This window comes from Lactobacillus sp. PSON (genome assembly GCF_052615405.1).
In genome coordinates this window covers 323,112-335,921 of sequence record NZ_JBQXFW010000005.1, presented here as the reverse complement: position 1 = coordinate 335,921, position 12,810 = coordinate 323,112, and the positions used below count along the sequence as shown (strand labels likewise).

Genomic DNA, 12,810 nt, shown 5'->3' with positions numbered 1-12,810 from the left:
TCCCTTAGTTTTTAACATTATCTTATATTTATTTTAGCGTAGAAAAAAAGCTGTGGCTAGTATGTCACAGCTTTTAGATTAGGTAAATTAATTTTCGAATAAAACTCGAGTTCCTTCTGGTACCTGAATATTTTTTTGAATAGGGGTTAAACTGCCGCTTTCACTGTTTCTGGTATATAGAGTAGCGTTGTTAGTATTTTGATTAGCAACGATGACATAATTTTCATTTTTATCCCAGTTAAAGTCACGAGGAAATTCACCAAAAACAGAAATTCGCTGAATTAATTTTAAAGTATGATCTTTTTGAACTGCAAAAATAGCAATTGAATCATTTCCACGATTAGAAACGTAAATAAATTTACCGTCTTTAGAAATACGGATAGCCGCTGCACCATTGTGACTATTCCAATCTTCAGGAATTGTAGAATAAGTAGCTATATTTTCCAATTTCCAAGTGTTTTCGTCAAATTTAACCACATTGATTTTACTGGAAAGTTCACCAACTACATAAAAGTAATTGCCATCTTTTGAAAAAACAATATGACGACTTCCAAATCCACTCTCATTCTTGTATTGAGCAAGATGCTCAAGATGGTTATTTTGATTCAAGTGATAAAAGTCAACACTATCATTACCTAAATCGCAACTAACAAGATTACCGTGAGGAGTCTCATCAAAAAAGTGCGGATGAGGTCCGTCGACTTGTTCACTGCGAGGACCTAAATGCTCTGCTTGATGAGTTATCGTGTCAAGTAAGGTTAACTTACCATCTTTATCATATAAAAATACAGATAAAACTGCAGTATGATAGTTAGCTGTATAAAGCAAATGTTTTTTAGAATTGATTCCAATATAAGCTGGAGAAGAGCCTGCAGTTAAATAATCGTCTGCTTTTTGATAACGTTCATTAACTTTTTTAAAAGAACTAATACCACCTTTTTCTCCGCTATTATTAATTGTAAAAATCAAATTACCATCTTTTTGGAAATAAGTTGGTCCACCTATTTTGATAATATTTTCAGCACTTGATAAATGTGCCTGATTATCACTATCTAAGAAATCTAACTCGTAAATTCCTTCTGAATTATGCTTTGTATATCCACCGATTAATACCTTCATTTTGTGCCTCCGTATATAAACACATTGAATAATTTAAGTATAACATGCAAAATTATACAAAAAATTAGTAATTATCAAAAAACTAACCAATATTATTAGTGTAGCGTTTTCAGTTATGCTACAATTTTAAGTAAAGGAGCGATTATTATGAAATGGTTATCAACTATTAAAAAAATTGGTAAAAAAGCCGTTGATTCTAAAGACGGTATGGTAATTTTGTTTGGTGAAGGTGCCAACAAGGATTTGGAAGATGTTTCTGTAATTCAAAAGTTCGACTCATCAACTCCAATTAATACTTTTGTATTTAAAAAGGGTGATACTATCACTATTGATGGTCAAACTTATGTTGCCAACTTTGTTGGACCAATGGTAGAAAGCAATATGAAAGCTTTAGGTCACGCTACTTTGTTCTTTAAGCGTCCGGTGCCAAAAGCTCCGCTTGCTAATGCTGTATACTTTGACCCTGATGTTCAACAGCCACTTCCAGACTTTAAAGTTGGCGATGAAATTGTTTATGAACACATTTAATTAGGATGGTCCATGGAAAAGAAAAAACATAAAAGACAGACCGTTTTTGAAAAATGGTTCTTAAACAATCGTTTTAGTGTTATATTGTTTAATATCTTATTGTTCTTCCTAATAATTTGGGTGTTCAATAAGATATCTTTTGTTTTAAATCCAGCTTGGTTATTCTTTAGTGCTATATTTCCACCTTTATTATTGGCAATTATCCAGTTTTATGTAATGAATCCAGTGGTGGATTATTTAGAAAAAAGGTTTAAAGTTCCTAGAACTTTAACTATTATTGCACTATTTATAATCGTGGTAGTAGCATTAGTTTGGATAATTAATACTCTTATTCCGATTGTTCAAGGACAAATTAATTCTTTAATTAAAAATTGGCCTCATATTTGGAATGATGCAGTAAATGTAACACAAAAAGCTTTAAAAGATCCTCGTCTTCATAGCGTAAAAGGCAATCTTCAATCAATGATTGACAATACTGAAAATACAATGTTCAAATCATGGCAAAATACGTTTAATGCTGCAATTGGAAATATTTCTTCTGCGGTAAGTATTGTTACAATGATTGGGATGACTATCCTTACAGCACCATTTATTTTATTCTTTATGTTAAAAGATGGACATCAACTAAGACCTTATATTACTAAGTTTGTCCCACAAAAATGGCAAGAAAGCTTTAGTCAACTTTTGCATGATATTAATTACGCTTTAGCATCATATATTCGTGGTCAAATTACTGTTGCTTTTTGGGTAGGCGTGATGTTTGCAATTGGTTATAATGTGATAAAATTGCCTTATGGAACTGCCTTTGCAATTTTAGCTGGGTTTATGAATTTAATTCCATATTTTGGAACTTTTATTGCATTTATTCCAGTTTTAGTAGTTGCGGTTATGACTCCAGGTACAATGCTAGTTAAAGTTTTAGTTGTGTTTGCAATTGAACAAACTATTGAATCTCGTTTTGTTAGTCCATTAGTTATGGGAAGCAAAATGGAAATGCACCCAATTACAACAATTTTACTTTTAATTGGTGCAAGTTCAGTTTGGGGACTTTGGGGCGTAATTTTTGGAATTCCTATTTATGCGGTCTTGAAGATTATTGTCTCTCGCGTGTACAATTATTATCGAAGAGAATCTGAAGTTTTTGACGATACAGCTACTGCTTCTTCGACCACGGGAGAATCGGAAGTAGACAAAAATTAACAGATAATACTAAACAATAAAAAAGAACGTGGTTATTTTAGCCACGTTTTTTAGTTAGGAGAAAAAACTATGACAAACCATGTTGTTCTTTATGAACCACTTATGCCAGCTAACACTGGTAACATTGCAAGAACTTGTGCGGGAACTAATACTGTTCTTGATTTAATTGAGCCTTTAGGTTTTCAACTAGATAATAAAAAAATGAAGCGTGCTGGGCTTGATTATTGGGATAAAGTAGACGTAAGAAGACATGATGATCTAGAAGCGTTTTTAAAGACTTTAGGTCCAAATGATGAGATGTATTTAATTTCAAAATTTTCATCAAAAAATTATGTAGATGTTGATTATACAGATCCTGATAAGGATTATTATTTTGTTTTTGGAAAAGAAACTACAGGCTTGCCTGAAACTTTTATGCGTGAGTATTATGACCGTAATTTGCGTATTCCAATGTCAGATAATATTCGTTGCTATAACTTATCAAATTCTGTAGCTATGGTGCTATTAGAAGCACTTAGACAGCAAGGATTTCCAAATATGGAAAAAGCGCATCACTATGATAATGATAAGTTGAAAGATGATTATAATCGTCCACAAAGATACGAAAGAGATTTAGGAGATGAATAAGTAGATGGACTTTGAAAAGATTACTCCGGTAATTGTGCATGCTTTTCACTATGATATGAATGACAAACCTGAAATTCAAAATGAAGTGAATGTAGCAATAAAAAAGGTTAATAGAAAATTAGATGATGGGTCAACTGAAGCTGATCCAAGAGATGGTGCCTATTATGAAATTGGAGTAGTTTTTGAAGTAGCACCAGCTCCAGGAGAATTTACTGTTAGTGGTTTAATTACGCAAATTGTACAATTAAAGGGATATCATGGTAAGGGTGATGATCTTGCAACAAATGACTACAAGATTTTATCTCGCCCTTTAGTTGAGTATATTGAGACTTTAACTTATGAAGTAACTCAAGTTGCATTGGATAAACCAGTCAATTTGAACTTTCAAGCAAATTTTGATTAGGTGAAAAGTTTATGCCTAATAAGAAGAAAAGAGTAACTAAGAAAAAGACTGTAAAACGCTCTAAAACTAAACAGGAAGATTTGTCTTGGGCAGTTGTGGGAATTGTTGGACTGTTGATAGCACTTCTAGCAATTACACGAATAGGGATACTTGGCAAGCAAATTGCTAATTTAGTGCGAATCTTTTTTGGTGATTCTTACTTATTAGCAAGTGCACTATTTGCATTATTTGGCTTAGTAATGTTGATATACAATCAACCTCCACATCTAAAAATTAAGCGTAGTTTTGGACTAATTATAGCAATTTTTGGAATTTTGATGATTCAAAGTGGGATGTTTTTTAACCAAGAAGCTGTTAATACTGGATTTTTGAATGCATTTTGGACAGCAATGGGGAGTGAATTTAATAGGGCAGGAGTAACAATTCCGGTTGGTGGAGGATTAATAGGAACCATAGGTTTTCAGATTTTTTATCCATTATTGGGTCAAATTGGAATTAGAGTAATTTCAATTTGCTTAGTTCCAATTGGGATAATGATGTTTTTTGATATTAAATTTAGGACTATTGTTGAAGGAATTCAAAAAGTAGGGCAAGTATTTATTGAAAAAAATAGAGAAATTGCTCCACAGTTAAAAACTAAATATATTGAATTGCGTAAAGAACAGCTTAAGCATAAGCAAATGCAAGCAAGTTCAAGTAAAAAACAGCCTCAACAATTTAAAGACCCATTAGATCAAACAGATATTATTTTTCCAGATACTGTTGATTTTGAAAATCAAGACCAACCGATAAAAACGGAGTCTCCTGTAATAAAGAAAAAAGTTGAAAAAGATGCTCATCCTATTAAAGATCACCTAATCTCAGAACCAGAAATTCAGATTCCAGAACCAATTGTAGAAACTAATGAAAATCCATCATTAGATATAAATTCTGAAAATCCAGTAAAATCTCAACCTCAAAAAGAATATAGGCCAAGTATTTTGCCAAAATCACATTCATTTGTAGATGAAGATAAAAAATTAAAACAAGAATTATCTAATGTAAAACATGATTCTACAACATCAACTGCTTCTGTAATTAATCCAAGTTATAAAAAACCACCGCTTACTTTGCTTGATCCAATTAAAAATATGGACCAAAGTGCTGACCGTGACTTAATTAAACAAAATACTCAAACTTTACTAGCTACTTTTAAAAGTTTTGGAGTTGATGTAATTGTTAGAAGGGCTATTTTAGGACCAACTATTACACGTTATGAAATTCAACCTGCAGTTGGAGTTAAGGTAAGCCGAATTGTTAATTTATCTGATGATTTAGCATTAGCATTAGCTGCAAAGGATATTAGAATTGAAGCTCCAATTCCAGGAAAGCCCTATATTGGAATAGAAGTTCCAAATAAAACTACTTCTGTCGTCTCATTTAAAGATGTCATGGAACACCAGGATAAAAAAGCTAAGACAGATATTATGGAAGTTCCTCTTGGAAAAGATGTTGCTGGAACTACTATTTCTGCTAATTTGGCTAAAATGCCACACCTTTTGATTGCTGGTTCAACTGGTTCAGGTAAATCAGTTGCTATTAATACTATTTTGACTAGTATTTTAATGAAAGCTCGTCCTGAAGAAATTAAATTAGTCTTAATTGATCCTAAAATGGTTGAGTTATCTGTTTATAATGATATACCGCATTTACTTATTCCGGTTGTGACTGATGCAAAATTAGCTTCAAAATCTCTCAATAAAGTTGTTAAAGAAATGGAACGTAGATATAAGTTGTTTGCTGCAAGTGGAGCACGCAACATGGGAGAATATAATCAAAAAGTTGCTAAGAATAATCAAGATAAGTCAAAGCCAGCTATGAAAAAGCTGCCATATATTTTAGTAGTTGTAGATGAGCTTAGTGATTTAATGATGGTTGGCGGTCATGATGTAGAAGGAGCAATTGTACGTTTAGGACAAATGGCAAGAGCTGCTGGAATTCATATGATTTTAGCTACTCAACGTCCAAGTGTTGATGTTATTACTGGACTAATTAAAGCCAATGTTCCATCAAGAATTTCATTTGCGGTATCAAGTGGAATTGATTCTAGAACTATTTTGGATCAAACAGGCGCTGAAAAACTTTTAGGACGAGGAGATATGCTCTATATGCCAATTGGTGCTTCTAAGCCTGAACGTATTCAAGGAGCGTATATCGCTAGCCATGAGGTAGAAAAAGTTATCTCATGGGTAAAAGAGCAGCAGCAAGCTGAATATGATGAAACAATGATTCCTAAAACATCAGTTGATGGTTCAAGTGAAAGCGATGATGAACCAGAAGATGAATTTTATCCAAGGGCAGTAGAACTAGTTAGACATCAGCAAAGTGCAAGTGTTTCAATGTTGCAAAGAAGATTTAGGATTGGTTACAATCGTGCAGCAAGAATTGTCGATGAAATGGAAGCAAAAGGAATAGTTGGTCCTTCTGAAGGGTCAAAACCACGTGAAGTTTTGCTTCCTCCAATTAAAGATAATGAAGAAGGAAAATAGATGTTAAATAATAAAGATGTTACAGATTTGATCAATAATCTATCTGATACTTCTAAAGATGAAGACAGTCCGATTATTATAAAAAATGAAAAATTTTCAACTGCAGCATTAGTTTTTTCATTAAGAATGCCACTTACGGGTCATAATTTAGCTTATGCAAGCTTACTTGCTAGAATGCAAATGAATGCTAGTGCAAGCTATCCAACTTTAAGTGAGCAGCAAGTAGTATTGGCTGATTTATATGATTTAGATTTTGCAGTAGTTCCACAATTATATGGTAATAAACTTGTTTTAAGTTATATTGCTAATTTTATTGAACCACGTGAAATTTTAGATCCAGATTACAATTATGAACGTGTTATAAAAATTTTGGCGGATATTATTCAACATCCATCATTTGATCAACAACTGTTAGATTTTAGTAAAAAGCAGTTAACAGATAGTTATCGAGAATTAATGGAAAGTCCAGCTAATAGAGCATTAGATGGATTTTTCCGTTTGTGGTACAAGGATAATCCGGATTATGCAAATAGTTTTATGGGACCAATTGAAGAGATTGAAAATGCTGATTTGGACTCAATTAAAAAATTTGCTCAAAATTTACATCAAGCTCCAGCTCTTGTGTCAGGGATGGCTAGAGATGAAAAATATGTAAGTAAATTAGCTGAAAAAGGATTTAACTTTGCAGGCTTGCTTGATGAATTTTGGAGTATTAGTAACCAAATTCCGGCTCCTGAAGATATTGTAGAAAAAGTAGAAGAACAAGGAAACATTCAAGCTCAACTGTATATGGGTTATGGCTTCCATGATAAAAATATGACTTTTAAAGAGCAAGCTGCAGGGATGATATTAGTTCAATATTTAGCAGGTGATCAATCTTCAAAGTTATTTACAAAAATTCGTGAAGAACTAGGTGCTGCTTATGCTGTTGATGCAAATAATTATGCAAATAATTCTTTATTTTTAATTAATGCGGGTCTTGATCCGACGCTTGTTGATGCAGCTAAAAAAATTATTGATGAAGAAATTGAAAAGATTAAAAACGGTGAAATTGATGGTGACTTGTTTACTAAAGCTAAAAAATCAATCCGTAATATTCGCTTAATTCGTGAAGATCAAGAAAATTTCTATTTAGCTGAAATTTTGAAAAAGTCCTTATTTGTTTCTTATTCTGATGTTGATTTTTCAAAGTTGATAACTCAAACGACAACTAAAAGTTTAGTCAATTTTGCAAAAAAATTATCTCTTAATGAAAGTTATGTGTTGAAATGATTCCACCAAAAATAATTAAACATGAATATGATTCAGGCTTTAAGTCTGAAATTGTTTTAAAGCCACACTTTAATCAAAAGTTCTTTGGCATAATTGTTGATTTCGGTAGTAGTGATAAGCAAAAGTTAGCTGGAAGTGCCCATTTTTTAGAACATAAATTATTTGCTAAAAAAGATGGTGATATTTCGCATAAATTTGAAGAAATTGGTGCAGATGTCAATGCTTTTACTTCATATAATGAAACTATGTATTATTGTATTGGAGTCAATAATACCAAAAAGCTAATTGAGCTTTTATTTGAATTAGTTGGAGAACCAGCTTTTACTAAGGAAAATGTTGAAAAAGAAAAGCCAATTATTCAACAAGAACTGGCAATGTATCAAGATGAACCTAATTGGAGTGTAGGTAATACTATTATGAAGTCGATGTTTGGCGATTCTAATTTAGGAATAGATGTTGCAGGAACAAAAGAATCAATTTCTGCAATGACTGCTAAAACTTTGACTAAAGTTTATAATAATAACTATTTTGCTTCTAATTTGAGGTTTATTGCTTGCGGTGATTTTTCTGATAATCAAATAAAAACTATTAAACAAACAGTTAATAAATTGCAAAAAAAGTATTTTAACGAGTTTAAAAAGCCTGATCAGATTACGCATCCTTTAGGAAATATGGAAAGTCATATTTTGCAAGGAAATGGCAATTCTAATATATTTGGGATTGGGATTCGTTTGAAAAACTTTAAGAAAGTTTTAGCAAGTAAAGATTTGGCTCAAACATTGCTCGAAATAATGTTAGAATCAAGATTAAGTGTAATGACACCGTGGTTTGAAGAAATGAAAAATAAGGGGTTAATTTCTAATCCTCTTCAAATGTCGGTAAATTATACAAGACAAGGGAACTTTATTACTATTTTTGGGATTAGTGAGAATGCTCAAGAATTAATTTTAGAAATTCAAAAGCAACTTCAAAAGGATCTAAGTGAGGATGAATTAAAAATTGCAAGCCATATTTTTGAATTACAAAAAAAGGAATGGCAAGCACAAAGTGCCCGCAGTTTAGATAATATTTCTTATTTAGCAATTGAGCTGGCAGAAGAAAATTTAGATGACGAAGACTTTTTTGAAAATGGTAGAACTTTACAGACAATGAATTTTGATAATTATGTTAAAAACTGCCATGAATTGATGAAAGATGCTGAATTTTGTTCTGCCTATTTAAAATCTGCAGGTGAAAAATAATGAAAAGAGCAATTATTTTTGGTGCAACTGGAGGAATTGGGGAAGGCATCTGTCATGAATTAGCAAAAAATGGCTGGTCTTTATATGTTCATTGTAGTCAAAACTGGAAAACGGCAGTAAATTTATGTCAAAAATTGATGAAAAAATATCCCAATCAGGATTTTATGCCAACTAAGTTGGATTTTTTAGCATCTGATGAAGTTCTAAAAGAATATGTAAATAATCTGTTGCCAGTTAATGCAGTAGTTTTTGCACATGGAATAACGGATTATGATTTTTTAGGTAGTCAAAGTTTAGAAACTATTCAAAAAATTATTCAAGTCAATTTAACAGCTTCAATTAAATTAACTCGCTTATTTGAAAACACTTTAATGGGGCAAGAATATAGTAGAATTGTATTTTTAGGCTCAGTATATGGTGCACAAGGCAGTGCTATGGAAAGCGTATATAGTGCTACAAAGGCAGGCTTGACTAGATTTAGTCAAGCATATGCAAGAGAAGTCGCTTCTACAGGTATGACTGTCAATGTTATAGCACCTGGTGCTGTTGATACACCGATGAATGCAATGTTTTCTGATGAAGTGATGCAAGAAGTTGTAAATGAAATTCCGGCTAATCGTTTAGCCAAAAGTAAAGATATTGCTTATTGGGTAAATACTTTACTTAATAAAAATAGTGGCTATGCGACCGGTCAAACGATTTATGTAAGCGGTGGCTGGTTGATATAAGCAAGTCTTAAAGTGAATTTTGTGGTATACTCACTATGTTAATCTAAATTTCGAAGAGGTAAATATGGCAGATATTGGAGATAAATTACGTAGTGCTAGAGAAGCAAAGGGTCTTTCAATCGAAGATATTGAAAAGGCAACGAAAATTCAAAGCAGATATCTTACTGCTATTGAAAATGATGAATTTGATAAGCTTCCAGGCGATTTTTATGTTAGAGCATTTATTAGACAATATGCACAGGTTGTTGGTTTAGATGGAAAAGAACTTCTTAGCGAATACCATCAAGATGTTCCTGAATCAAAACCTGATGAATATGTTGAAAATTCTATTGATAATAAACAAGAAGAAGTTCGTGAAACTACTAATAACAAAAAAGATTTATGGAAGAATTATCTTCCTAAAATTGCTATTGGATTAGGAATTATTGTAGCGATTTTAGTTGTTTATGTATTATATGCACGTTTATCATCAGGTAATCAGCATAATGATAATGCAAATAATAATGTAACTGTTTCTTCTCAAACTAGTTCTTCTTCAAAGAAAAAGGCAAAGCCTGTAGTTAAGACTAGCAGTGTTAAAGTTAGCCGTTTAGGAGAGAATGAATTTAGAATTACTGGATTAAAGAGTAATCGTAATTTAGTAATTAAGGCAGGAGATCAAGCTGTTACTGCAACAGTTTCTGTTAATGGAAATAGTCAATGGTCTCAAACTTTGGCTGCTAATGGAAAACATACAATGTCTATTCCTGAAGATGCTCACACTGTAGTAGTAACAATGAGTAATGATACAGGTTCAAAGATAACTGTTGCAGGTAAGAAAATTCCATATACCCAAAAAGGTAGCAATTTGAATCTTACTTTACTTATTGGTAAGGCTGCAAAGCATCATTCAAATAGTAATAGTTCTACAACTAGTTCAAGCGAAAATACTGGTAATACTACAACTAACGACAGTACTCCTAGTCATTCAACTAATACACCAAGTCAACCCCAAACCCACCAAAGTAGTCAATCACAAACCCAAACTCATCAAAGTAGTCATCAAGAACAGACTCATGCTCAATCAAGTTCTACTCAAAGTAGTCATCAAGAGCAAACTCAATCAAGTTCTACTCAACAATCTACTCAATCACACAGTGCTGAAACTACAAATAATGCAAATAACACTAACAACACTGAAAACACCACTACCACTAATAACACAACAAATAATGGTGGAAATAACTAAAGTAGGAGATATATTAAATGAATTTACCTAATAAATTGACCATGTTTAGAATCTTTATGATTCCAGTTTTCATGTTATTGCTTATCTTTAAAGGTGCAACTGGTGGCTACACAGCTCCTGTTGGAATTGTTCAAGGAACAACTGTATCATGGCTTCAGGTTATTGCAATGGTAGTTTTTGCAGTGGCTTCTGCTACCGACTGGCTTGATGGACATATTGCGCGTGCTAGAGGATTAGTTACAAACTTTGGTAAGTTTGCGGATCCTCTTGCTGATAAGATGTTAACTATGACAGCTTTTATCTTCTTGGTTGCTTTAAATTTGGCACCAGCATGGGTAGTAGCTATTATTGTTTGCCGTGAGTTGGCTGTTACTGGTCTTCGTTTAATTGTTGTTGAAAATGATGGAGAAGTAATTGCAGCTAAGATGCCAGGTAAGATTAAAACTACAGCACAAATGCTCTCAATTATTTTCTTATTACTTGGAGATCCATATTACATTGGTACTGTTTTACTTTATATTGCATTAATTTTTGCTGTTTATTCAGGAATTGATTACTTCCGTGGTTCATGGAGTGTATTTAAAGGTTCAATGTAATAAAATTAAGAAGCACGAAAGTGCTTCTTTTTTTATAAAAAATTATAATTAATTTTTACGTATTTAATAATGATAAAGAAAAATAGAAAACACTAGTTTGCTTTTTTCTTGCAAAATCATATTAAATCAAAGTATAATTATTAAGATGTATTTTTTTAGGAGGGGATAAATTTGGCCAAAGATGAGAAGAAAGCTGCTTTAGATGCAGCTCTTAAAAAAATTGAAAAGAACTTTGGTAAAGGTGCAGTTATGAGAATGGGTGAAAAAGCCGATACTCAAATTTCTACTGTACCAACAGGTTCACTTGCTTTAGACGCCGCTATTGGGGTAGGTGGTTATCCTAGAGGAAGAATTGTAGAAATTTATGGTCCAGAATCTTCAGGTAAAACTACAGTTGCTCTTCATGCTGTTGCAGAAGTTCAAAAACGTGGAGGAACTGCAGCTTATATTGATGCAGAAAATGCGATGGATCCAGCTTACGCCGAAGCATTAGGTGTCGATATTGACTCTCTTATTTTATCTCAGCCTAATACTGGTGAAGAAGGATTGGAAATTGCAGATACATTAATTTCTAGTGGTGCGATTGATATCGTGGTAGTTGATTCTGTTGCAGCATTAGTTCCTCGTGCCGAAATTGAAGGAGATATGGGAGATGCCCATGTTGGGCTTCAAGCTCGTTTGATGAGTCAAGCTTTGAGAAAACTTTCAGGTACAATTTCTAAGACTAAGACTATTGCCTTATTTATTAATCAGATTCGTGAAAAAGTTGGTGTGATGTTTGGTAATCCAGAAACTACACCAGGTGGACGCGCTCTTAAATTTTATTCAACTATCAGATTAGAAGTTCGTAGAGCAGAACAAATTAAACAATCTGGAGACGTTATTGGTAACCGTGTAAAATTAAAAGTAGTTAAAAACAAGGTTGCTCCTCCATTTAAGGTTGCTGAAGTTGATATTATGTATGGTCATGGAATTTCTCAAAGTGGAGAATTATTAGATATGGCTGTTGAAAAAGATATTATTGATAAAGCTGGTTCTTGGTACTCATATAACAGTGAGAGAATTGGTCAAGGTCGTGAAAATGCCAAAAAGTTCTTAGAAGATCATCCAGATATTTACCAAGATGTTAATACTCGTGTTCGTCAAGAGTTTGGAATTGATGAACAGGCAATTGAAGATCGTGAAGATCCTGAAAAAGTAAAGGAAAAGCGCGAAAAGACTGAAGATACCAAAAAAGAAAATAAAAAATAGTTAAAAACCTTGGTTAGAAATTTCCAAGGTTTTTTTCTTGCTAATTGACATGTGCTTTCAGGTTCTTTATTATTAAAGTTGGTGTGAAT

The 12,810-nt window shown here is 32.7% G+C and carries 12 protein-coding genes; 11 read left to right on the top strand and 1 reads right to left on the bottom strand.

Translation table 11 applies throughout. The features are described from left to right. Window positions 1–87: 87 nt before the first annotated feature. Window positions 88–1,119, bottom strand: a complete 1,032-nt coding sequence (locus ACTHPI_RS05570) for a lactonase family protein (RefSeq protein WP_445353185.1) — start codon at window positions 1,117–1,119, stop codon at window positions 88–90. Window positions 1,120–1,266: 147 nt separating this feature from the next. On the opposite strand from ACTHPI_RS05570, the gene ACTHPI_RS05565 reads away from it, so the two are divergent. From ACTHPI_RS05565 to recA, 11 genes are all read left to right on the top strand, one after another. Then, window positions 1,267–1,647, top strand: a complete 381-nt coding sequence (locus tag ACTHPI_RS05565) for a PTS glucitol/sorbitol transporter subunit IIA (protein ID WP_445353184.1) — start codon at window positions 1,267–1,269, stop codon at window positions 1,645–1,647. A 12-nt stretch (window positions 1,648–1,659) separates the two neighbouring features. Next, window positions 1,660–2,847 carry an AI-2E family transporter gene (locus tag ACTHPI_RS05560; protein ID WP_445353183.1) on the top strand — a complete coding sequence of 396 codons (1,188 nt, stop codon included), beginning with the start codon at window positions 1,660–1,662 and terminating at the stop codon, window positions 2,845–2,847. A 69-nt stretch (window positions 2,848–2,916) separates the two neighbouring features. Continuing rightward, complete coding sequence (trmL, locus tag ACTHPI_RS05555; RefSeq protein ID WP_445353182.1) at window positions 2,917–3,474, top strand: tRNA (uridine(34)/cytosine(34)/5-carboxymethylaminomethyluridine(34)-2'-O)-methyltransferase TrmL; 558 nt, start codon at window positions 2,917–2,919, stop codon at window positions 3,472–3,474. Between the two features lie 4 nt (window positions 3,475–3,478). Further along, window positions 3,479–3,877: a DUF1149 family protein gene (locus tag ACTHPI_RS05550; RefSeq protein WP_445353181.1), complete on the top strand. Its 399-nt coding sequence runs from the start codon at window positions 3,479–3,481 to the stop codon at window positions 3,875–3,877. 11 nt (window positions 3,878–3,888) lie between these two features. Continuing rightward, window positions 3,889–6,405, top strand: coding sequence for a DNA translocase FtsK (locus ACTHPI_RS05545; RefSeq protein WP_445353180.1), 2,517 nt, complete (start codon window positions 3,889–3,891; stop codon window positions 6,403–6,405). Then, complete coding sequence (locus ACTHPI_RS05540) at window positions 6,406–7,677, top strand: M16 family metallopeptidase (protein WP_445353179.1); 1,272 nt, start codon at window positions 6,406–6,408, stop codon at window positions 7,675–7,677. Next, the gene (locus ACTHPI_RS05535) at window positions 7,674–8,918 is read left to right on the top strand and encodes a M16 family metallopeptidase (RefSeq protein ID WP_445353178.1); all 1,245 of its coding nucleotides are present in this window, start codon (window positions 7,674–7,676) and stop codon (window positions 8,916–8,918) included. Before ACTHPI_RS05540 ends, ACTHPI_RS05535 begins: the two co-directional genes overlap by 4 nt. Continuing rightward, window positions 8,918–9,646, top strand: a complete 729-nt coding sequence (gene ymfI, locus ACTHPI_RS05530; RefSeq protein WP_445353177.1) for an elongation factor P 5-aminopentanone reductase — start codon at window positions 8,918–8,920, stop codon at window positions 9,644–9,646. Before ACTHPI_RS05535 ends, ymfI begins: the two co-directional genes overlap by 1 nt. Window positions 9,647–9,710: 64 nt before the next feature. Continuing rightward, a complete protein-coding gene (locus ACTHPI_RS05525) occupies window positions 9,711–10,874 on the top strand; it encodes a helix-turn-helix domain-containing protein (protein ID WP_445353176.1) in 1,164 nt (387 codons plus the stop codon). Window positions 10,875–10,891: 17 nt separating this feature from the next. Beyond that, the gene (pgsA, locus tag ACTHPI_RS05520) at window positions 10,892–11,470 is read left to right on the top strand and encodes a CDP-diacylglycerol--glycerol-3-phosphate 3-phosphatidyltransferase (protein ID WP_445353175.1); all 579 of its coding nucleotides are present in this window, start codon (window positions 10,892–10,894) and stop codon (window positions 11,468–11,470) included. Between the two features lie 171 nt (window positions 11,471–11,641). Beyond that, on the top strand, window positions 11,642–12,721 hold the full coding sequence (recA, locus tag ACTHPI_RS05515; protein ID WP_445353174.1) for a recombinase RecA: 1,080 nt from the start codon (window positions 11,642–11,644) through the stop codon (window positions 12,719–12,721). Window positions 12,722–12,810 lie beyond the last annotated feature (89 nt).

Excerpts from the sequence above, each read along its gene's own strand:
- ACTHPI_RS05570 (WP_445353185.1), bottom strand. The coding sequence starts at position 1,119 with ATGAAGGTATTAATCGGTGGATATACAAAGCATAATTCAGAAGGAATT.
- ACTHPI_RS05565 (WP_445353184.1), top strand. The coding sequence starts at position 1,267 with ATGAAATGGTTATCAACTATTAAAAAAATTGGTAAAAAAGCCGTTGAT.
- ACTHPI_RS05560 (WP_445353183.1), top strand. The coding sequence starts at position 1,660 with ATGGAAAAGAAAAAACATAAAAGACAGACCGTTTTTGAAAAATGGTTC.
- trmL (WP_445353182.1), top strand. The coding sequence starts at position 2,917 with ATGACAAACCATGTTGTTCTTTATGAACCACTTATGCCAGCTAACACT.
- ACTHPI_RS05550 (WP_445353181.1), top strand. The coding sequence starts at position 3,479 with ATGGACTTTGAAAAGATTACTCCGGTAATTGTGCATGCTTTTCACTAT.
- ACTHPI_RS05545 (WP_445353180.1), top strand. The coding sequence starts at position 3,889 with ATGCCTAATAAGAAGAAAAGAGTAACTAAGAAAAAGACTGTAAAACGC.
- ACTHPI_RS05540 (WP_445353179.1), top strand. The coding sequence starts at position 6,406 with ATGTTAAATAATAAAGATGTTACAGATTTGATCAATAATCTATCTGAT.
- ACTHPI_RS05535 (WP_445353178.1), top strand. The coding sequence starts at position 7,674 with ATGATTCCACCAAAAATAATTAAACATGAATATGATTCAGGCTTTAAG.
- ymfI (WP_445353177.1), top strand. The coding sequence starts at position 8,918 with ATGAAAAGAGCAATTATTTTTGGTGCAACTGGAGGAATTGGGGAAGGC.
- ACTHPI_RS05525 (WP_445353176.1), top strand. The coding sequence starts at position 9,711 with ATGGCAGATATTGGAGATAAATTACGTAGTGCTAGAGAAGCAAAGGGT.
- pgsA (WP_445353175.1), top strand. The coding sequence starts at position 10,892 with ATGAATTTACCTAATAAATTGACCATGTTTAGAATCTTTATGATTCCA.